The following is a 20,626-nucleotide window of genomic DNA, read 5'->3' on the forward strand; positions in this document are numbered from 1 at the left end:
CGGTGCGCTCCTGCGGTTCGGCTTCCTACGAGGGACCACGGAAGTCTATGCGGCACCCGCTCCGCCGCCCCGGGGGGCGGGGCGGCGGAGCGGGTCGCTTCTCCCTCTTCGCTACTTCTTCGCCGCGGCGGCGCGCTTGCGCGGCGCCTTCTTCACCGGGGCGACCGGGGCGTCCGCGAACTCGCCCGGAAGGATGTCCCGGAGGAACTTGCCGGTGTGGCTCTCCGGGACGGCGGCGATCTGCTCCGGGGTGCCCTCGGCGACCACCATGCCGCCGCCGGAACCGCCCTCGGGGCCCATGTCGACGACCCAGTCGGCGGTCTTGATCACATCGAGGTTGTGCTCGATGACGATCACCGTGTTGCCCTTCTCCACCAGCCCGCTGAGCACCTTGATCAGCTTGCTGATGTCCTCGAAGTGCAGGCCGGTGGTGGGCTCGTCCAGCACGTAGACCGTCCGCCCGGTGGAGCGCTTCTGCAGCTCGGAGGCGAGCTTGACGCGCTGCGCCTCGCCGCCGGAGAGCGTCGGCGCGGACTGGCCGAGCCGGACGTAGCCGAGGCCGACGTCGTTGAGCGTCCTGAGGTGCCGGGCGATCGCCGGGACGGCCTCGAAGAAGGCCAGCGCCTCCTCGATCGGCATGTCCAGCACCTCGGAGATGGACTTGCCCTTGTAGTGGACCTCCAGCGTCTCCCGGTTGTACCGGGCGCCGTGGCAGACCTCGCACGGCACGTAGACGTCCGGCAGGAAGTTCATCTCGATCTTGATGGTGCCGTCGCCCGAGCAGTTCTCGCAGCGGCCGCCCTTGACGTTGAAGGAGAACCGGCCGGGCAGGTAGCCGCGGACCTTCGCCTCCTGCGTCTCCGCGAAGAGCCGGCGCACGTGGTCGAACACCCCGGTGTAGGTGGCCGGGTTGGAGCGCGGGGTGCGCCCGATCGGCGACTGGTCGACGTGCACCACCTTGTCCACCAGGTCGGTGCCGGTGATCCGGGTGTGCCGGCCGGGCACGCTGCGGGCGCCGTTCAGCTCCCGGGCGAGGTGGGTGTAGAGGATGTCGTTGACCAGCGTCGACTTGCCGGATCCGGAGACGCCGGTGATCGCGGTGAAGGTGCCGAGCGGGAAACCGACCGTGACGTCCTTGAGGTTGTGCTCGCGGGCGCCGTGGACGGTCAGCTGGCGCTTCTTGTCCCGGTCGCGGCGGCCCGCCGGGATCGGGATGGACCGCTTGCCGGAGAGGTACTGGCCGGTCAGCGACTCCTTGTTGGACAGCAGCCCCTTCAACGAGCCGGAGTGCACCACCTTGCCGCCGTGCTCGCCGGCGCCCGGGCCGATGTCGACCACCCAGTCCGCCGTCTTGATGGTGTCCTCGTCGTGCTCGACCACGATCAGCGTGTTGCCGATGTCGCGCAGCCGCACCAGCGTCTCGATCAGCCGGTGGTTGTCCCGCTGGTGCAGGCCGATGGACGGCTCGTCCAGCACGTACAGCACGCCGACCAGGCCGGAGCCGATCTGGGTGGCCAGTCGGATGCGCTGGGCCTCGCCGCCGGACAGGGTGCCGGCCGCGCGGTTCAGCGAGAGGTAGTCCAGGCCGACGTCGACCAGGAAGCGCAGCCGCTCGTTGACCTCCTTCAGGACGCGCTCGGCGATCTGCTTGTCCCGGTCGTTCAGCTTCATCGCGCCCAGGAACTCGGCGCAGTCGCTGATCGACATCGCCGAGACGTCGGCGATCGACTTCTCCTCGACGGTGACTGCGAGCACCACCGGCTTGAGCCGGGTGCCCTCGCACGTCGGGCAGGGCACCTCGCGCATGTAGCCCTCGAAGCGCTCGCGGCTGCTGTCGCTCTCCGCCTCGGTGTGCCGGCGCTGGATGAACGGGACGGCGCCCTCGAAGCCGGTGCTGTACGAGCGCTCGCGCCCGAAGCGGTTGCGGTAGCTGACCTGCACCTGGTGCTTGTGCCCGTACAGCAGCGCCTTCTTGGCGCGGGCCGGCAGCCCGGCCCACGGGATGTCGGTGCGGAAGCCGAGCTCCCCGGCGAGCGCGTCGATCAGCCGCTGGAAGTACTCCTTGGCGTGGCCCGCCGACCACGGGTGGATCGCGCCCTCCTCCAGCGAGCGCTCGGGGTCCGGGACGACCAGCTCCGGGTCGACCTCCATCCGGTTGCCCAGGCCCGAGCAGTCCGGGCAGGCGCCGAACGGCGAGTTGAAGGAGAACGAGCGCGGCTCCAGCTCCTCGAACGACACGTCGTCGTACGGGCAGTAGAGGTGCTCGGAGTACATCCGCTCGCGCTCCGGGTCGTCCTCCGCGAGGTCGACGAAGTCGAGCACGACCATGCCGCCGGACAGCCGCAGGGCCGTCTCCACCGAGTCGGTGAGCCGCCGCTTGGCGCTCTCCTTGACGGTCAGGCGGTCGATGACCACCTCGACGGTGTGCTTCTCCTGCTTCTTGAGCTTCGGCGGCTCGGCGAGCTGGATCGTCTCGCCGTCCACCCGGGCGCGCGAGTAGCCCTTGGACTGGAGGTCGGCGAAGAGGTCGACGAACTCGCCCTTGCGCTCGCGCACCACCGGGCTGAGCACCTGGAACCGGGTGCCCTCGGCGAGCTCCAGCACCTTGTCGACGATCGCCTGCGGCGACTGCTTGGCGATCGGGCGGCCGCAGTGCGGGCAGTGCGGCTTGCCGATCCGGGCGAACAGCAGGCGCAGGTAGTCGTAGACCTCGGTGATCGTGCCGACGGTCGAACGGGGGTTGCGGTTGGTGGACTTCTGATCGATCGAGACGGCCGGGGAGAGGCCTTCGATGAAGTCCACATCGGGCTTGTCCATCTGCCCGAGGAACTGGCGGGCGTAGGAGGACAGCGACTCGACGTAGCGGCGCTGGCCCTCGGCGAAGATCGTGTCGAAGGCGAGCGAGGACTTGCCGGAGCCGGAGAGGCCCGTGAAGACGATGAGGGAGTCGCGGGGCAGGTCGAGCGAGACGTTCTTGAGGTTGTGCTCGCGAGCACCGCGGACGATGAGGCGGTCGGCCACTGCTTCTGGCGCCTTTCTCCGGGGCGAGAGGACTTGCGGGGAGATGTGTGCTTCTTCCAGGATGCGGCAGCCAGCCTACTAGCTCAGACGTTCGAATATCGACCGTGTCCAGTGGAGTCCACCCGAACGAGTGAGAGCGCCCCTCGGACCCTCCGTACCCGGACCGAAAAAGGCCCTGCTCAGCGGTCGGATTCGGCGATAGCGTCAGCTGGTCAACGAGCGGAGCCCCCCGCGGGCAACGCGCCGTCTCCCACAGAAGGCCGATCCGATGACCGACCCGCAGACCGCCGCCGAGGCCGCCGCGCAGTACCTGGCCCTGGTCGAGGAGAGCACCCGGCACCTGCTGCACACCGTCGCCGAGCTGAAGCCCGAGGCCGTCGCCGAGCCCTCCGCCCTGCCCGGCTGGACCCGCGGTCACGTGCTGGCCCACCTCGCCCGCAACGCCGACTCCCTGGTCAACCTGCTGGACGGCGCCCGCACCGGCACCGACATCCCGCAGTACGCCAGCACCGAGGCCCGCGACCGGCAGATCGAGGAGGGCGCGCCCCGCCCGGTCGACGTCCAGCTCGCCGACCTGCGCGACTCCCGCGAGCGCTTCGCCGCGGCCGCCGCGCTGCTGCCCGCCGATGCCTGGACGGTCGAGGTCCGCCACCGCACCGGCTACGTCTTCCCCGCCCACGACCTCCCGTGGAAGCGCCTCGCCGAGGTCGAGTACCACCACGTCGACCTGGACGCCGGCCACACCCCCGCGCACTGGCCGGAGGTCTTCGCCGTCACCGAGTTCCACAAGATCGCCAACAAGCTGCACGGCGCCGCCCTGCCCGGCGTCGAGCTCGTCGCCGAGGACACCGGGGACATCGGCCTGATCGGCACCGGCGAGCCCGCCCTCACCGTCCGGGGCCCCCTCCGCTCCCTGCTCGCCTGGCTCTCCGGCCGCTCCGACGGCGCCGACCTCCGGGCCACCCCCGACACCGCCCTCCCCCAGCTTCCCCCGCTGGGCTGACGGCGCGAAGATGATCCTGAACCCCTTCACCGGACGAGGAGCGGACGGATGACGTACCACGGAGCGGTCAAGGTCGGCGGGCCGCCGGACGTGCGGGAGCTGGCGCACCTGATCATCACCAAGGTGGCCGTCGGCCCGTACGACAACAACGCCTACCTGCTGCGCTGCCGGGCCACCGACGAGCAGCTGCTGATCGACGCGGCCGCCGACGCCCCGGTGCTGCTGGAGACCATCGGCGACGAGCTGGCCACCGTGGTCACCACCCACCGGCATCACGACCACTGGGCCGCGCTCGCCGAGGTGGTCGCGGTGACGGGGGCTCGCACCGCCGCCGGCGCGCACGACGCCGAGGGCGTCGACGTGCCCACCGAGCTGCTGCTCGCGGACGGCGACAAGCTGCGGGTCGGCGACGTGGAACTCACCGTCCGGCACCTGGTCGGACACACCCCGGGCGCGATCGTGCTGGTCTACGACGACCCGCAGGGCCACCCGCACGTCTTCACCGGCGACTGCCTCTTCCCCGGTGGCGTCGGCAACACCTGGGGCGACCCGGAGGCCTTCCGCACGCTCTTGCGAGACGTCACCGAGAAGGTCTTCGACGTGCTGCCGGACGAGGCCTGGGTCTACCCCGGCCACGGCAACGACACCACCCTCGGCGCCGAGCGCCCGCACCTCGACGAGTGGCGCGAGCGCGGCTGGTGACCTCGGCCTCCGGGCACCGGGCACGACGAGGCCCCCGCGACCCCTTTCGGGTCGCGGGGGCCTCGGCCGTCACGCGGGGGTCAGGCGTCCAGCTTCTGGGCCTCGCGCTCGGCCCGCTCCTGCTTCTTCGAGGCGATCAGGCTGGTCACCGTGGTGACGGCCAGCACGACCACGATGACGCCCAGCGAGAGCGGGATGCCGATCTCCGGCACGTTCGCGCCCGCCTCGTGCGCCGCGTGCAGCACCAGCTTCACGCCGATGAAGCCGAGGATCACCGACAGGCCGTACGACAGGTGGACCAGCTTCTTCAGCAGGCCGCCGATCAGGAAGTACAGCTGGCGCAGGCCCATCAGGGCGAAGGCGTTGGCGGTGAAGACGATGTACGGGTCCTGGGTGAGGCCGAAGATCGCCGGGATGGAGTCCAGCGCGAACAGCACGTCCGTGGTGCCGATCGCCAGCATCACGATCAGCATCGGGGTCATCAGCCGGCGGCCGTTCTCCCGGATGAAGAGCTTGGTGCCGTGGTACGTGTCGGTGGACGGGAAGCGCCGCTCGATCGACTTGAGCAGGCGGTTCTCCTCGAACTCGTCCTCCTCCTCGCCGGCCCGGGCCTCCTTGATCAGCTTCCAGGCGGTCCAGATCAGGAAGGCGCCGAAGATGAAGAACACCCAGGAGAACTGGGTGACCAGCGCCGCGCCGCCGGCGATGAAGACCGCCCGCAGCACCAGCGCGATGATCACACCGAACATCAGCACGCGCTGCTGGTAGATCCTCGGCACCGCGAACTTGCCCATGATCAGGATGAAGACGAACAGGTTGTCGACACTGAGCGACTTCTCGGTGATGTAACCGGCGAAGAACTCACCGGCCGGCTGCGCGCCGGAGTGCCACCAGAGGAACCCGCCGAAGATCAGCGCCAGCACGATCCAGACCGCGGTCCAGATCCCGGCCTCCTTGACCGAGACCTCGTGCGGCTTGCGCCCTCCGATGAAGAAGTCCGCCACGATCAGTGCGATCAACACACCGATCGTGGTGACCCACATGGCTATGGAAACGTCCACTACTGCTCCTCCGGCAGGTAGGCGAGACAGTCATCGTCACTGCCGGAGGTCTCTTCCGCCCGTCGGGCCCGCTCTCGGGGCGTCCGCACGGACCAGCGCCCCGGGGCGCCGCTCGTGGGCGCCCGTGATGACGGGGACAACTGCGGGGGAATACTCCCCTCCGCTGCCATCGAGAGTAACAGGAAGCCCAAAGAAAGGTAAAGAAGGTAAAGAACCGTCAGAGGTACGGCTCGATCGCCGGCAGCAGGTCCTGGAAGGTCCGCCCCTTGGCCGGCGCGCCGATCGCCTGCATCTCCCAGCCGCCGGCCCCGTCACGGAACACCCTCGCCATGATCTGCCCGGTGTGCGACCCTCCCCCGGCCAGCTCGTACCGGGCCAGCTCCTCGCCCGTGGTCTCGTCCACCAGCCGGCAGTGGGCGCCCCGCACCTCCGCGAAGGTCTGCCCGGTGTACGAGCTCACCGTGAACACCACCTGGGTGATGTGCGCCGGCACGTGCAGCAGGTCCACCAGGATCGCCTCGTCGTCCTCCGTGCCCGAGCCGCCCTCCAGGTTGTCCCCGGTGTGCCGGACGGAACCGTCCGTGCTCTCCAGGTGCTGGAAGAACACCACGTCGGACGGGGTCTTCTCGGCGTACAGGAGCGCCGACGCGTCCAGGTCGATCGTCCTGGTGCGGCTGCCGAACAGGCCCCGCTTCGGCGCGGCCTGCCAGCCGAGCCCCATCCGGACCACGGTCAACGCGCCGCCCGGCCCCTTCTGGAGACTGACCCGCTGTCCCTTGGCAAGGTTCACCGACACGGCGTTGTCCTCTCTACCCGGCCACGCGGTCGCTCCCCGCGCGGCGCCACGGTGGAACACCCCGTGCCGTCCCCCGGCTGAGGCCCCCTGTTGCTGTCGCACCACCCCGTCCCGAGGTCGATGCCGCAGGCCAGCCTAGGGCCTGCGGCACCCCGCACCTCCCGGCGGTCGCCGCATTGTGGCAAGGCTGAGACACCGCCGGGCTTGACCGGTGTCACACCGGCCCGGCCCGGCGGCCGTCTCGACCCGCCTCAGACCCCCGTCGGCCCCTCGGCCCCTCGGCCCCTCGGCCCCCGCTCAGGCCACGCCGGCCTCCCTCATCTGGCGCAGCTCCCGCTTCAGCTCCTTCACCTCGTCGCGCAGCCGGGCCGCGACCTCGAACTGGAGGTCGGCGGCGGCCGCGTGCATCCGGTCCGTCATCGACTGGATCAGCTCCGCCAGCTCGGCGGCCGGCAGGCTCTCGCCCTGCTTGCGCTCCATGCCCAGGGCCGGCACCGGGGCCTTGCCCTTCCCGGCGGCCCCGCGGTAGCCGGTGGACAGCAGCTCGTCGGTGTCCACGTCCTCGCGGGCGAGGGTGTCCAGGATGTCGCCGATCTTCTTCCGCAGCGGCTGCGGATCGATCCCGTGCTTCTTGTTGTACGCCTGCTGCACGACCCGGCGGCGGTTGGTCTCGTCGATCGCCTTCTCCATCGACGGGGTGATCCGGTCCGCGTACATGTGCACCTGGCCCGAGACGTTTCGGGCGGCCCGCCCGATCGTCTGGATCAGCGAGGTGCCGGAGCGCAGGAAGCCCTCCTTGTCCGCGTCCAGGATCGCCACCAGCGACACCTCCGGCAGGTCCAGGCCCTCGCGCAGCAGGTTGATGCCGACCAGCACGTCGTACCTGCCCGCGCGCAGCTCGCGCAGCAGCTCCACCCGGCGCAGGGTGTCCACGTCGCTGTGCAGGTACCGGACCCGGATGTCCAGGCCGAGCATGTAGTCGGTGAGGTCCTCGGCCATCTTCTTGGTCAGCGTGGTCACCAGGACGCGCTCGTCCCGCTCCACCCGCTTGCGGACCTCGTGCACCAGGTCGTCGATCTGGCCCTCGGTCGGCTTGACGATCACCTCCGGGTCGATCAGACCGGTCGGGCGGATGATCTGCTCGACCTGGCCGTCGCCGCGGGACAGCTCGTACGGGCCGGGCGTCGCCGACAGGTACACCGTCTGGTCGATCCGCCCCAGGAACTCCTCCCACTTCAGCGGGCGGTTGTCCATCGCGGAGGGCAGCCGGAAGCCGTGCTCCACCAGGGTGCGCTTGCGCGAGGCGTCGCCCTCGTACATCGCGCCGATCTGCGGGACCGTGACGTGCGACTCGTCGATGACCAGGAGGAAGTCCTCCGGGAAGTAGTCGAGCAGGGTGTTCGGCGGGGAGCCGGGCTCGCGGCCGTCGAAGTGCATCGAGTAGTTCTCGACGCCCGAGCAGGTGCCGATCTGGCGCAGCATCTCGATGTCGTAGGTGGTGCGCATGCGCAGCCGCTGGGCCTCCAGCAGCTTGCCCTGCTTCTCCTGCCGGGCGAGCGTCTCCTCCAGCTCCTTCTCGATGCCGGTGATCGCCCGCTCCATGCGCTCCGGGCCGGCCACGTAGTGCGAGGCGGGGAAGACGTACACCGACTCGTCCTGGCTGATGATCTCGCCGGTGAGGGGGTGCAGGGTGTACAGCGCCTCGATCTCGTCGCCGAACATCTCGATCCGGACGGCCAGCTCCTCGTAGACCGGGAAGATCTCGATGGTGTCGCCGCGGACCCGGAAGGTGCCCCGGGTGAACGCCACGTCGTTGCGGGCGTACTGGATGTCCACGAAACGGCGCAGCAGGACGTCCCGGTCGATCTCCTCGCCGACCTTGAGCGGGACCATCCGGTCCACGTACTCCTGCGGGGTGCCGAGGCCGTAGATGCAGGACACCGACGCGACCACGATCACGTCCCGCCTGGTCAGCAGCGAGTTGGTCGCCGAGTGCCGCAGCCGCTCGACCTCCTCGTTGATCGAGGAGTCCTTCTCGATGTAGGTGTCCGTCTGCGGGACGTACGCCTCGGGCTGGTAGTAGTCGTAGTACGAGACGAAGTACTCGACCGCGTTGTTCGGCAGCAGCTCGCGGAACTCGTTCGCCAGCTGGGCGGCCAGCGTCTTGTTCGGCGCCATCACCAGGGTGGGCCGCTGCAGCCGCTCGATCATCCAGGCCGTGGTGGCCGACTTCCCGGTACCGGTGGCACCGAGCAGGACGACGTCCTTCTCCCCGCCCTTGATCCGCCGCTCCAGCTCGGCGATCGCCGCCGGCTGGTCCCCGTTCGGCTGGAAGGGACTGACGACCTCGAAGGGCGCCACTGACCGCTCAATACTCGTGATGGGTCGCACGAGTCCACCGTACGACCCACCACCGACAAGCGGTGCGGCTCCCTCAGGCCGCGTGCCCCTCGAACCTCATGGCCGGCTCGCGGGCCGGGTCGATGCGGACGACCGAGTCGAAGTCGGCGGCGAGGCGTTCGATCAGCGGCAGGGCCGGATCGACGCCGCTCTCCTCGATGCTCTCGACCGTCGCCTCGTCCAGCCCGGACCGCTCCGCGAGTTCGGCGAGCGTCCAGCCGAGAGCGGAGCGGCGGGCGTACACGGCCTCGGCCGGCGCCATCCGCCGCCCGGCCGGCCGGTACTGCTCGCTCTCCCGATGCTCCGGCGGCACGACCCACCGCGTGTGACAACCGCTGCTCACCGCTGCTCCTCCCGGTCGTAGACGTCGTGGTCGGCAGCGGGCAGATGCTCGGCCTCACGCTCTGCTCCGCCGGGCCCTGTCCGGCTGATCTTGCCGGACAGGGCCCGGGAGCAGCGCCCGGCCGGGGCGGGGGTCACGGGCTCAGGTCTTCGCGCTGTCGCGGGCGAGGGCTACCAGCCGGGAGATGGCGCGGAGGTACTTCTTGCGGTAGCCGCCGCGGAGCATGTCGTCGGGGAAGACCTGGTCGAAGGGGAGGCCGGAGGCGGTGATGGGGAGCTCGCGGTCGTACATGCGGTCGGCGAGGACGACCAGGCGCAGGGCGGTGGACTGGTCGTCGACCTGGCGGACGCCGCGCAGGCAGACGGCGGTGACGTCGTCGAGCAGCGCGCCGTAGCGGCTGGGGTGGACGGCGGAGAGGTGGGCGAGGAGGGTGTCGAAGTCGTCCAGGGAGGCGCCGGGGGTCCGGGCGGCGACGGCGTCGACGGCCGCGTCGGGGTAGGGCGGCGGGGCGTCCGGGAGGCCGCGGTGGCGGTAGTCCTGGCCGTCGATCCGCATCGGGCGGAAGTGCGCGGACAGGCCCTGGATCTCGCGCAGGAAGTCGGCGGCGGCGAAGCGGCCCTCGCCGAGCTTCTCCGGCAGGGTGTTCGAGGTGGCGCAGAGCTTGACGCCGTTGTCGACGAGGCGGCCGAGCAGCGTGGAGACGAGGACGGTGTCGCCCGGGTCGTCGAGCTCGAACTCGTCGATGCACAGCAGCGTGTGCCCGGAGAGGGTCCGGACGGCCTGCTGGAAGCCGAGCGCACCGACCAGGTTGGTCAGCTCGACGAAGGTGCCGAAGGCCTTGGGGCCGGGGGCGGCGTGCCAGAGCGAGGCGAGCAGGTGGGTCTTGCCGACGCCGTAGCCGCCGTCGAGGTACACACCGGCCGGGCCGGTGGGCGCCGGGGCGGAGCGGCGGAACCAGCTGCGCTTGGGTGCGGAACCGTTTCCCCCGCCGAGGGTGGTGGCGAACTGCTCCAGGACCTGGACGGCCTCGTACTGGCTGGGCTGGTTCGGGTCCGGAATGTACGTCCCGAAGCTCACGTCGGAGAACCGGGGCGGCGGGACCATCTCGGCGACCAGCCGCTCGGCGGGCACGACGGGGCGGCGGTCGGCGAGCGCGATCGGGGAGCCGGCCGCGCTCGCGGCGGCTATGGACTCGGTCGCGGTGTCGGGGCGGGGGGCTGCTGGCACGTTAGTAGAGGGTACGCCTGGTCCCAGGCCCCTCGGGACGGCGGCCGGTGGAAGACTGAGGGCATGCAACAGTTGATCAGCCCGCTGGGCGAGCCGGTCGTGGACCCGGCCTCGCTGGAGTCGCTCGCCGCCGTCTACGCGTACCCCGACCAGGTGAATCGGGGGCGGCCCTGGCTGCGCGCCAACATGGTGGCCGGTCTGGACGGCGGGGCGAGGCTGGAGGGCCTCTCGGAGGGCCTGTCCGGGGACGCCGACAAGCGGATCTTCGGTGTGCTGCGCGCGCTGTCGGACGTGGTGCTGGTGGGCGCGGAGACGGTCCGCGCGGAGGGCTACCGGCCGGCCCGGGCCCGGGCCGAGTTCGCGGCGGCGCGGGCGGCGGCCGGGCAGGCCCCGGCTCCGGCGATCGCGATCGTGAGCCGCTCGCTGACCCTGGACCTGACCGCGCCGCTGTTCACCGCCCCGCTGGTCAGAACAGTGGTGATCACCACCGCGGACGCGCCCGAGGAGCGCCGCCGGGCGGTCGCCGAGGTGGCCGACCTGGTGCTCGCCGGGGAGGGGTCGGTGGACCTGCGGGCGGGCGTGTCGGCGCTGGCGGAGCGGGGCTGGACGCGGTTGCTGAGCGAGGGCGGCCCGCGGCTGCTGGGGCAGCTGGCGGCGGCGGGTCTGCTGGACGAGTTGTGCCTGTCGCTGGCTCCGTTGATCACGGGCGGCGACGCGCCGCGCATCATCCGCGATGCGGAAATGCCTGACGTGCAGCGGATGCGGCTGGTCTCATTGATCGAGCAGAAAGGATTCCTCTTCACCCGCTACATGCGTCCGCCGACCCCGTGACCGACGGGTCGTGATCCCGTTAATGCGATGCCGGGGCCCGGGGGCCGGCCACTGGAAGGGACTCACGTGTTCAAGACGGTACTGATGATCGAAAAGGCTCTCTCCGACGCGGACGTGGAACTCGTCACCACGCTCCACAGCGACGAGAAGGTCTCCTTCGTCGTCCTGATGCAGCCGCGCGGCAAGCAGGACGAGCTGCTGCGGGCGCTGGACGACGTGGCGCTCGGCCACCTCGACAAGGTGGTGCACGAGCACGACGAGTCCGAGTCCGGGCCGACCGTGGCCTCCGAGTCGCTCGAACACAGCCTGCGCCACCTGCGCGCGGCCGGGGCCGAGGCGGTCGGCGAGCTGGTCGAGGAGAAGCCGCTGGACCGGCTGCGGGCGGCGGTCGAGGAGCACCGCGCGGACGAGGTGGTGGTGCTCACCTCACCGCACTTCGTCGAGGAGTTCTTCCACCGCGACTGGGCCTCCCAGGCCCGGCACAAGGTGGGGGTCCCGGTGCTGCGGCTGTTCGCCAGCGACTCCTAGGGATCCCGGCCGGTGGTGCAGAATCGTCCTTGCGGTCCGCCCGCGAGGACGATTCCCCATCCCGTCCGCCCGACCATTCCGCCCCCGCCCTACGGAGCCCCGCCTTGAACGACGCCGCGCACGACCTGCACGCCCCGCACTTCATCGGCATCGGCGGCGCCGGGATGTCCGGCCTGGCGAAGATCCTCGCGGTGCGCGGCGCCAGCGTCTCCGGCAGCGACTCCAAGGAGTCCGAGACCGTCCTCGCGCTGCGCGCCCTCGGCGCGACCGTGCACGTCGGCCACGCCGCCAAGCACGTGCCGGACGGCACCAGCAGCGTGGTGGTCTCCAGCGCGATCCGCGCCGACAACCCGGAGCTGGCCGCCGCCCACGAGCGCGGCATCCCGGTGGTGCACCGCTCCGACGCGCTGGCCGCCCTGATGGGCGGCCGCCGGGCGCTGGCGGTGGCCGGCACCCACGGCAAGACCACCACCACCAGCATGCTCGCCGTCGCCCTCGGCGAACTGGGCCTGGACCCGTCCTACGCGATCGGCGGCGACCTCGACACGCCCGGCTCCAACGCCCACCACGGCGCCGGCGAGATCTTCGTCGCCGAGGCCGACGAGAGCGACCGCAGCTTCCACAAGTACGCGCCCGAGGTGGCGATCGTGCTCAACGTGGAGCTGGACCACCACGCCAACTACGCCTCGATCGAGGAGATCTACGAGTCCTTCGAGACCTTCGTCGGCCGGATCACCCCCGGCGGCACCCTGGTGGTCTCCGCCGACCACGACGGCGCCCGCGAGCTGACCGCCCGGGTGGCCGGCCGCGAGGGCCTCACCGTGGTGACCGTCGGCGCCGCCGAGGACGCCGACGTCCGGGTCCGCTCGGTGGTCGCCCGCGGCATGACCAGCGAGGTCACCGTCGAGCTGGACGGCGCCGAGCTGTCCTTCACCGTCTCGGTGCCCGGCCGGCACTACGCGCACAACGCGGTCGCCGCGCTGGCCGCCGGCGTCGCGCTGGGCGTCCCGGCCGCCGACCTGGCCAAGGCCCTGGGCGCCTACACCGGCGTGCGGCGCCGCCTCCAGCTCAAGGGCGAGGCCGGCGGCGTCCAGGTGATCGACTCCTACGCCCACCACCCCACCGAGATGACCGCCGACCTGGAGGCGATCCGGGAGGGCCTGGAGGGCGAGGGCCGGGTGCTGGTGGTCTTCCAGCCGCACCTGTTCAGCCGCACCCAGCAGCTCGCCGAGGAGATGGGCCGGGCCCTGGCGCTGGCCGACGCCTCGGTGGTGCTGGACATCTACCCGGCCCGCGAGGACCCGATCCCCGGCGTGACCAGCGAGCTGATCATCGACGCCGCCCACCGGGCCGGCGCCGACGTCACCGCCGAGCACTCCTTCGCCGCCGCCCCCGCCGTGCTGGCCGGCCTGGCCCGCCCCGGCGACCTGCTGCTCACCATGGGTGCCGGCGACGTCACCAACCTGGGCCCCGCCATCCTGGAGGAGATCCGGGGAAGCGTGCAGCACCTCTCGAACGTTGCCTCCAACGTCTGACGTACCCCGACCGGGAGCCGTGATGAGCTACGAGATCGAGAAGACCGAGGCCGAGTGGCGGGACGAGCTGAGCCCCGAGGAGTACCACGTGCTCCGCGAGGCCGGCACCGAGCGCCCGTTCACCGGTGAGTACACCGACACCAAGACCGTCGGCGTCTACGGCTGCCGGGCCTGCGGCGCGGAGCTGTTCAGCTCCGAGACCAAGTTCGACAGCCACTGCGGCTGGCCGTCGTACTACGCGCCGCTGGCCGGGGACCGGGTCCAGTACATCGAGGACACCACGCTCGGCATGCGCCGGGTCGAGGTGCGCTGCGCCCGCTGCGGCGGGCACCTGGGCCACGTCTTCGAGGGCGAGGGCTACGGCACGCCGACCGACCAGCGGTACTGCATCAACAGCGTCTCGCTGACGCTGAAGCCGGCCGAGTAGGGCCGGCCGGTCGCGCCGCGAGGCCCGGGTTTCCGTACGGACGGACGCCCGGGCCCTCGTGCGTCCCGGGCCGCCGGGGCCCGGACCAGCAGGGTCCGGGCCGCCGAGGGGCGGGCCGCCGGGGCTCAGGCCGCCGGGGCTCAGGCCGTCGGGGCGAAGCGGACCGGGAGGTGGACCAGGGCCCGGTGGAACGGGCCGGGGCGCCAGAGCAGGTCCTCGGCCGGGGTGGCCAGCTCCAGGTCGCTGAGCCGGCTGGTCAGCTGCTCGATCGCGGTGATCGCGATCAGCAGCGCCGGGTCACGGGCCGGGCAGCCGTGCGGGCCGGCCGCCCAGGCCAGGTGGGCGCTCTCGCCGCTGCGCAGCTCGGTGCCGTCGGTGGGCGGCGCGGCCTGCGAGTTGGCGGCCGCGTAGGAGACCAGCACCAGCGTGCCGGCCGGGATCTCCCGGCCGTGGAAGGTGATGTCGTAGCGCGGGTAGTGGGCGGAGAGGTTGGCCAGCGGCGGCTCGTGCCAGAGCACCTCGTCGATCGCCTGGTAGGCGGTCATCGCGCCGCCGATGAGGGAGCCGGCGTAGCGGGCGTCGGTGAGCAGGCGCAGCAGGGCGTTGCCGATCAGGTTGGTGGTCGGCTCGTGCCCGGCGATCATGGTGAGGGTGATCTGCCGGATCACCTCGTCGTCCTCCAGCCCGGCCGGGTGGGTGACGAACCAGGAGGTGAGGTCGTGCCGGGGCCGCTCGCGCCGCTCGGCGACCATGGCGGTGACCACCGCGACGAGGTCCCCGTACGCGACGACGGCCTTCTCGGTGGACTCGATCATCCCGGCGATCCCGGCGACCAGCCGGGCGCTGTGCTCCTCCGGCACGCCGAACCAGGTGGTGAGGACGAAGGCCGGCAGCTGGCGGGCGTACTCGGCGATCAGGTCGGCGGTGCCGGCCGCCTCGAAGCGGTCGACCAGTTGGTGGGCGACCTCGGCGACCCGGCGCTGGAGCCGGTGCGGTTCGAGCAGGGCGAGGCCGTCGGTGATCACCGCGCGGTAGCGCGCGTGCACCTCGCCGTCGCTGAACAGGGCGGTCGGGCGGTAGCCGAGCACCGGCAGCAGCGGGTTGTCGGGGGCGACGGTGCGCTGCCAGGCGCGGGAGTCCTTGGAGAAGGTGTCGGTGTCGCGCAGCAGGTCCAGGGCGGCCTGGTAGTCGGTGACCAGCAGGGCCTCGACGCCGGGCGCGATCTCCACCGGGGCGACCGCGCCGTAGCGGCGCAGCCGGTCGTAGACCAGCTGCGGGTCGGCGGCGAAGACCGGGCCGTAGATGGGGGTCGGGCGGGTGTCGGTGGTCACGGGCGCTCCTCGGCGGCGGAGGCGGCAGGGGCGGTCGCTGCCGGGACGGCGGGCTCGGTGACGTCCGCCGGGGTGGCGAGGTCGGCGGCGTCCGCGGGGGCGGCGGGCAGGCCGTCGAGGACGTGCTCGGCCAGCGCGATCAGCGCGTCCAGGCTGGCACCGCGCTCGCGGGCGTCGCAGAGCAGCAGCGGGGTGGTGGGGTGCAGGTCCAGGTGGGCGCGCAGCACCTCGATCGAGTGGACCGGCGCGTCCGGGAAGCAGTTGACGGCGACGGCGTAGGGCAGGCCCTGCTCCTCGACCATGTCCATGATCTCGAAGGAGTCGGCGAGCCGGCGGGTGTCGGCGAGCACCAGCGCGCCGAGGGCGCCGCGGGCGATGTCCTGCCAGAGCGGGAAGAAGCGGCGCTGGCCGGGGGTGCCGAACATGTAGAGCACGAGGTTGCCGGGCAGGGTCAGCCGGCCGAAGTCGACGGCGACCGTGGTGGTGGCCTTCTCGGGCAGGCCCGCCAGGTCGTCCACCGGCCGTCCGGTCTCGGTCATCGCCTCCTCGGTGTGCAGGGTGGCGATCTCGGAGAGGGTGCGGATGAGCGTCGTCTTGCCGACCCCGAACGGGCCGGCCACCACCAGCTTCATCAGCGTCTGGTCCCGGTCGGGCAGGTAGCCCACCCGGCTCGGCCGGTCGGCCGGGCTACCGGAGCGCACGGAGTCCAACGAGGAGCCTCTCGACGATGGAGCGGTCGGTCTGCTGGGCGCGCGGGATCGGCGCGCGGGCGCGCAGGCAGCCCGCCTCGACCAGATCGGCCGCGAGGAAGACGGTGGCGCTGACCGGCAGGCGCAGGTGCGCGGCGGCCTCCACCACGGTCAGCGCGCCGGGCCGCAGCAGTTCCCAGAGCCGCTGGTGTTCGGGTTCCAGCTCGCGGGGCGGTTCGACGCGGTCCGCGAACAGCACGGTGAGCCGGTCGAAGCCGGCGGTACCGGGGCGGCTGCGGCCGCCGGTGGCCAGGTAGGCGGGCACCATCCGCCTGCGGGGTACGGCGGTCATGATCGGACGGTGGTGTCCTGCTGCCGGGTCGGACTCGCGAGGGCACGGCCCAGGGCGGCGACCTGTACCTGCATCTGGTAGGCCACGTTGCCGAGTTGGGCCTCCGGGGAGGTGAACACTGCGAGCGAGGTGTTCTCCCCGGCCGGGACGACGACGGCGTAGCCGAGGTCGGACTCGACCACGGTCTGGGCCAGCCGGGGCCGTTCGGTGTCGGTGAAGGCGCTGGTGAACGCGCGGGCGGCGGCGTGCACGGTGGCGGTCATCGCGGCGACCCGCTCGGCGGAGGCGCGGTCGAGCCCGTCCGAGGCTCCCTCGACGAGGCCGTCACCGGTGGCGATGACCGCGTGCAGCACCCCCGGCAGCTCCAGCAGCGGGGTCAGCACCCACGAGATCTCGTCGGCGGTGGTCGGGCTGGGCGTGCTGGTCACTGCTCGGCTCCTTCGGGGGTCGGGGCGGTCGGGCGGACGGTGGTGCGGGCACCGGTGTCGCGGGCGGCCGCGGTCGGGCCGGTCGCGCTGGTCCCGGCGGTCGCGCTGGACTCGCCGGTCGTGCTGGTCCCGCGGGCGGCCTGTGCCACGGCGGCGCGGCCGGAGTCGGTGCCCTCCTGGAGCGCCTGCCAGTGGGCGGCGGCGCGCTCGGGCGTCCGCTCGGGGGCCCGGGCGGGCGGCTCGGCCGGTGCGGCGGACGGCCCGGCGGCGGGCTCGGGGGCTCCGGGGCCGTCGGCGGTGACCGGTCGGCGGCGTCGCCGACTGGGCAGGCCGGTGCCGTCATCGACCGGGTCGGCGGGGCCGGCCGGTGCGTCGGGCACCGCGTGGATGGCGGGCGCGGGGTGCGGGCCCGGCTGGTTGTGCCGGTCGGCGAGCGGGGGCGGCCCGTCGCCCTCGTCGGCGTCGCGCATCGGCGGGACGGCCTGGACGGTGGGCGCGGGGGCCGGGCCGGCGCCGGCCCGCAGCGGCAGCGGGGTGAGCACCGACAGCGGCTGCTCGTCGTCGACGACGGTCACCAGCGCGGCCGGGATGCGCAGGATGGTGCGCATCCCGCCGTACGGCGAGGGCTCGATGTGGCAGGAGAAGCCGTACTGGCGGGCCAGTTTGCCGATCACCGCGAAGCCGGTCTTGGGCGGGTTGCCGAGTTCGGTGAGCAGGACGTCGGGCGGGCCGGCCAGCAGTCGGCGGGCCCGGCGCAGCTGGTCGTCGTCCATGCCGATGCCGCTGTCGTCGATGATCACCAGCGCGCCGCGGCCGCCCTGCTGGACGGTGACCGGGATGTCGGTCTCCGGGTGCGAGTAGGCGGAGGCGTTGGCGAGGAGTTCGGCGACGGTGATGGCCAGCGGCTCGGCGGCCCGGGCGACCACGGCGAGCCGCTGCTCGCGCAGGTGGTTGGCGACCTTGATCCGGGCGTAGCCGGGCACCCGGGAGAGCGCGCCGACCACCACTTCGGCGAGCGGCGAGTCGGTGCGGGCCAGGCCGGGCCAGGCTTCGCAGAGCACGGCGACGGTCTGGATCCGGCGCAGCGCGACCTCGTTGCGGAAGTCGACCTCCAGCAGCCGGGGGTCGTCGTTGTCGTGCTGGAGCTGCTGGACCAGGCTCTGGATCTGGTAGAGCAGGGTCTGGATCCGGGAGGTGGCGCCGCGCATGGCGGCGCGGGCGGCGGCGTCGACGCGTTCGCGCTCGTCGGTGAGGGCCGCGGAGGCGGCGTCCAGGACGGACTGCAGCGCCCGGACGGCCTCGGGGCCGACGGCCTGCCCGTCCAGCGGGCCGACCAGCGGGGCGTTGGCGTGGCTGAGCCGGACGGCGGTGGCGGCCACCCGTTCCTGGGCGAGGTGGCCGATCTCGGCGAGCACGGCGGCGGTGTGCTCCTCGGCGGCGGTGAGCCGCCGTTCCGCCTCCCCGGCCCGGGTGTTCGCGGCGGCGGCCCGCTGGTCGGTCTCCCGGGTGGCGTCCTCGGCGGTGCGGGCCCGGCTCTCGGCCTCCCGGGTGCGCTCCTCGGCGGCCCGGTAGCGGCTCTCGGCGTGGTGGGTCTCCTCGGTGGCGCGCCGGGCGGCGTCCTGCGCCTCGCGCAGTTGCTGCTCGGCGCGGGCCAGCCGGCCTTCGGCGGCGCGGGCGCGTTCCTCGCCGTGTCCGCGGGCGGTCTCGGCGGCGACCGCCCGGGTGAGGGCCCGGGCCCGGCCGCGGGCGAGCACGCCCGCCGTCGCGGCGGCGACCAGCGCCAGGGCGATCAGCGCAATCTGCGCGATCTGCGTCATCGAAGTCCTCGGAAGTCCTCTGGGGGTCCGGTTGGTCGGCTGCTGCCGGGGCCGGGGCCGGCGGTGGTCCGGCCCGGGCGCGGCGGGCGGTCGGTCCCGGGCGGTCAGTCCCGGGCGGTCAGTCCCGGGCGGCGGCGCGCGGGCGCGGGCTGCGGGCGGCGTCCTCGGCCAGTTCGCGGGCCACCTGGGCGACCTGGCCCATGGCCACCAGGACGTTCGGCACCTCGGTGCCGTCCAGGTGTCGGTACTCGGCGGCGACGGTGAGCACCAGCCGCTCGGGCAGGCCGAGTTCGGGGTGGCGCTGCTCGGCTATCACCCGCCGGGCGGCGTCCAGCGCGGGGATCCCGGCGGTGTGCAGGGCGTGCGCGCGCTCCCGGACGTACGTCAGGTAAGCGATGTGGTGGCGAACCCCGTCGCGGTCGAGCACAGGGCCGTGGCCGGGGACGAAGATCTCGGCGCCGGTGGCCAGGATCCGCTCACAGGCGGTGATCACGTTCTCCAGCGGGCCGGCCCAGTGCACCGGGTGGTCGCCGGGGTACTCGGGGGTCGAGCCGAAGATCACGTCGCCGGTGAAGACGGCGCGCTGGTACGGGAGGTGGACGATCAGGTCGCCGCCGGTGTGGGCGGCGGGCAGGCCGGTCACCTGCACCGGGTACTCCCCCACCCGCAGTTCCAGCTCGCCGGTGAAGACGGTGTCGGGGTGCACGGGGTCGGTGGCGGACCAGTCGAACCGTCCGAAGTGCTCCCTGAGGTAGCCGCCGAGCGGGGAGTCCGGGTCGCCGCCGACGACGAGGGCGTGCTGCTGCTGCGGGGTGGGCTCGTAGTGGATGTGCTCCAGCGCCTCACGGGTGGAGATCACCTCGGCGTCCGGGACGACTCCGGCGCCCCACAGGTGGTCGCCGTTGGCGTGGGTGACGATCACCCGGTCGACCTCGACCCCGGCCGGCAGCAGGCGGCGGCTGGCGGCGAGGAACTTCCCGGCCAGGGTGGGGTCGTAGGGGGTGTCGATCCAGAGCGCGGTCTTCGCCGAGGCCAGCAGCCCGCAGTTGGCCAGGCCCCAGCCCCGCTTCGGGGGGAGCCACACGTACAGGTCCTCGGCAATCGCGCTCACGTTCGCACGGTTGATCGTCATGTGCGCGATTATGCCCAAAGTGTGTCAGGGGCGGGGCAAAACCTGTACGGCTGCCAGGAGTTGCTGCCCCAGACTCTCCCGAGCTGTCCGGTTTCGCCCCTCGTGGTCGAGACCAATCGTCTCAACCGTCGGGACGACCCGTGGACACCTCGCCCCGGAATCCCGACGGGACGTCGGACCGGGGCGCGGGCAGGGTGCGGCAGACCTCGACCGTGACGTCGACGGTGTCCAGGCCTATGACCCGCCCCTCCACCGCGACGAATCCTTTCTCCCCCGAGCGGAAGAGCGCCGCCAGCGGGGAGTTGCGGCTCGCCGCGGTCAACGCCTCCACCGCCATCGCGGAGCCGAAGGCGAACACCCCGCAGAGCACGATGCAGGGCGCCTGCCGGGGCGTGCGGGTCACGAAGATGAAGCCGTGGTCGCGGATCAGCTCCCCGGCTGGGTTGTACAGCGCCTCGAAGGTCATTCCGCCCCACCGGGCGCGGGCCTCGTCCGGGTACTCGATGGCGAAATCCGGGAACACCGCGTCCAGCACGCCGCCGGAATAGGAGTTGACGCTCGGGCCCCCGATCGAGAACGTCGGCATCCGGGGATCCTGCGCGCCGGCCACCACCAGTTCGATCGTCGCCTTCCGGTTGACCTTCCGCAGCAGGTCGGTGAGCCCCGCTATCGCCCTGGCCTCGGCCATCGGCATGAACAGCACGTTCTTCGGCCCGCGGCTGGTCAGCTGGCAGCCGTCCGTGGTGAAGGCGAACTCCGCGACCTCGATGCTCGGCGTGATGATCTGCACCCGGCTGTACGGCGCCAGCAGCGCCCGCAGGAAGCCGTAGCGCAGGAACAGTCTGGTCCGGGCGAGGGAGCGGGCCGCGAGGAATCCGATCACGGCCGGAACCGATGCGATGAACACCTGGAGCAGGATCTCCATATCATCCCCACGGAGGAAGACTCGACCACGAACTGTGTGCCCTGGTTAAGTCCCCTCCGTGGCCGGAAATACCCCCCT

General features: G+C 72.3%; 20 protein-coding genes. 6 read left to right on the forward strand and 14 right to left on the reverse strand.

All coding sequences use genetic code 11. The features are described from left to right. Positions 1-111 precede the first annotated feature (111 nt). Entirely contained in the window at positions 112-3,021 is a 2,910-nt protein-coding gene (gene uvrA, locus AB0P03_RS06400; RefSeq protein ID WP_350885808.1) for an excinuclease ABC subunit UvrA, read from the reverse strand. Between the two features lie 268 nt (positions 3,022-3,289). Between uvrA and AB0P03_RS06405 the strand changes: the two genes are divergently transcribed. Together AB0P03_RS06405 and AB0P03_RS06410 are read left to right on the forward strand one after the other, a co-directional pair. After that, on the forward strand, positions 3,290-4,024 hold the full coding sequence (locus AB0P03_RS06405; RefSeq protein WP_363580428.1) for a maleylpyruvate isomerase family mycothiol-dependent enzyme: 735 nt from the start codon (positions 3,290-3,292) through the stop codon (positions 4,022-4,024). 48 nt (positions 4,025-4,072) lie between these two features. Beyond that, complete coding sequence (locus tag AB0P03_RS06410) at positions 4,073-4,726, forward strand: MBL fold metallo-hydrolase (protein ID WP_363580426.1); 654 nt, start codon at positions 4,073-4,075, stop codon at positions 4,724-4,726. 80 nt (positions 4,727-4,806) lie between these two features. Here AB0P03_RS06410 and AB0P03_RS06415 read toward each other — a convergent pair whose 3' ends face one another. The 6 genes from AB0P03_RS06415 to zapE all read right to left on the reverse strand — a co-directional run bounded on the left by AB0P03_RS06415 (position 4,807) and on the right by zapE (position 10,514). Beyond that, positions 4,807-5,787, reverse strand: coding sequence for a TerC family protein (locus AB0P03_RS06415; protein ID WP_363580424.1), 981 nt, complete (start codon positions 5,785-5,787; stop codon positions 4,807-4,809). 217 nt (positions 5,788-6,004) lie between these two features. Then, the gene (locus AB0P03_RS06420; protein WP_363627957.1) at positions 6,005-6,583 is read right to left on the reverse strand and encodes a TerD family protein; all 579 of its coding nucleotides are present in this window, start codon (positions 6,581-6,583) and stop codon (positions 6,005-6,007) included. A 297-nt stretch (positions 6,584-6,880) separates the two neighbouring features. Next, positions 6,881-8,974: an excinuclease ABC subunit UvrB gene (uvrB, locus tag AB0P03_RS06425; protein ID WP_363580420.1), complete on the reverse strand. Its 2,094-nt coding sequence runs from the start codon at positions 8,972-8,974 to the stop codon at positions 6,881-6,883. 43 nt (positions 8,975-9,017) lie between these two features. Beyond that, a complete protein-coding gene (locus AB0P03_RS06430) occupies positions 9,018-9,296 on the reverse strand; it encodes a helix-turn-helix transcriptional regulator (RefSeq protein ID WP_363627958.1) in 279 nt (92 codons plus the stop codon). Positions 9,297-9,322: 26 nt separating this feature from the next. Next, a complete protein-coding gene (locus tag AB0P03_RS06435; protein WP_363627959.1) occupies positions 9,323-9,463 on the reverse strand; it encodes a hypothetical protein in 141 nt (46 codons plus the stop codon). Positions 9,464-9,467: 4 nt separating this feature from the next. After that, positions 9,468-10,514, reverse strand: a complete 1,047-nt coding sequence (zapE, locus tag AB0P03_RS06440; protein ID WP_350885869.1) for a cell division protein ZapE — start codon at positions 10,512-10,514, stop codon at positions 9,468-9,470. 102 nt (positions 10,515-10,616) lie between these two features. Between zapE and AB0P03_RS06445 the strand changes: the two genes are divergently transcribed. The 4 genes from AB0P03_RS06445 to msrB all read left to right on the forward strand — a co-directional run bounded on the left by AB0P03_RS06445 (position 10,617) and on the right by msrB (position 13,874). Then, positions 10,617-11,384 (forward strand): pyrimidine reductase family protein, encoded by a 768-nt coding sequence (locus tag AB0P03_RS06445; RefSeq protein WP_363618730.1) that lies wholly within the window; start codon positions 10,617-10,619, stop codon positions 11,382-11,384. Between the two features lie 66 nt (positions 11,385-11,450). Beyond that, positions 11,451-11,912 carry an indole-3-glycerol phosphate synthase gene (locus tag AB0P03_RS06450; protein ID WP_350885822.1) on the forward strand — a complete coding sequence of 154 codons (462 nt, stop codon included), beginning with the start codon at positions 11,451-11,453 and terminating at the stop codon, positions 11,910-11,912. A 104-nt stretch (positions 11,913-12,016) separates the two neighbouring features. Continuing rightward, entirely contained in the window at positions 12,017-13,447 is a 1,431-nt protein-coding gene (gene murC, locus AB0P03_RS06455) for a UDP-N-acetylmuramate--L-alanine ligase (RefSeq protein ID WP_363627960.1), read from the forward strand. A gap of 22 nt (positions 13,448-13,469) precedes the next feature. Beyond that, on the forward strand, positions 13,470-13,874 hold the full coding sequence (gene msrB, locus AB0P03_RS06460) for a peptide-methionine (R)-S-oxide reductase MsrB (RefSeq protein WP_063349491.1): 405 nt from the start codon (positions 13,470-13,472) through the stop codon (positions 13,872-13,874). Positions 13,875-14,014: 140 nt separating this feature from the next. Here the strand turns inward: msrB and AB0P03_RS06465 are convergent, their stop codons facing one another. The 7 genes from AB0P03_RS06465 to AB0P03_RS06495 all read right to left on the reverse strand — a co-directional run bounded on the left by AB0P03_RS06465 (position 14,015) and on the right by AB0P03_RS06495 (position 20,548). Further along, a complete protein-coding gene (locus AB0P03_RS06465; RefSeq protein ID WP_063349490.1) occupies positions 14,015-15,205 on the reverse strand; it encodes a cytochrome P450 in 1,191 nt (396 codons plus the stop codon). Further along, a complete protein-coding gene (locus AB0P03_RS06470) occupies positions 15,202-15,837 on the reverse strand; it encodes an ATP/GTP-binding protein (RefSeq protein WP_363580665.1) in 636 nt (211 codons plus the stop codon). Before AB0P03_RS06470 ends, AB0P03_RS06465 begins: the two co-directional genes overlap by 4 nt. A 55-nt stretch (positions 15,838-15,892) precedes the next feature. Further along, a complete protein-coding gene (locus AB0P03_RS06475) occupies positions 15,893-16,246 on the reverse strand; it encodes a DUF742 domain-containing protein (protein WP_350885830.1) in 354 nt (117 codons plus the stop codon). Further along, complete coding sequence (locus AB0P03_RS06480) at positions 16,243-16,674, reverse strand: roadblock/LC7 domain-containing protein (RefSeq protein WP_363580410.1); 432 nt, start codon at positions 16,672-16,674, stop codon at positions 16,243-16,245. The genes AB0P03_RS06475 and AB0P03_RS06480 overlap by 4 nt, the downstream gene beginning before the upstream one ends. Continuing rightward, the gene (locus AB0P03_RS06485) at positions 16,671-18,491 is read right to left on the reverse strand and encodes an ATP-binding protein (RefSeq protein WP_363580408.1); all 1,821 of its coding nucleotides are present in this window, start codon (positions 18,489-18,491) and stop codon (positions 16,671-16,673) included. The genes AB0P03_RS06480 and AB0P03_RS06485 overlap by 4 nt, the downstream gene beginning before the upstream one ends. Before the next feature lie 118 nt (positions 18,492-18,609). Beyond that, entirely contained in the window at positions 18,610-19,623 is a 1,014-nt protein-coding gene (locus AB0P03_RS06490) for an MBL fold metallo-hydrolase (protein WP_363627961.1), read from the reverse strand. A gap of 121 nt (positions 19,624-19,744) precedes the next feature. Continuing rightward, entirely contained in the window at positions 19,745-20,548 is an 804-nt protein-coding gene (locus AB0P03_RS06495) for a hypothetical protein (protein WP_363580404.1), read from the reverse strand. Positions 20,549-20,626: the final 78 nt, after the last annotated feature.

It is taken from the genome of Kitasatospora sp. NPDC088779, from assembly GCF_040685395.1.
Taxonomy (GTDB): Bacteria; Actinomycetota; Actinomycetes; order Streptomycetales; family Streptomycetaceae; genus Kitasatospora.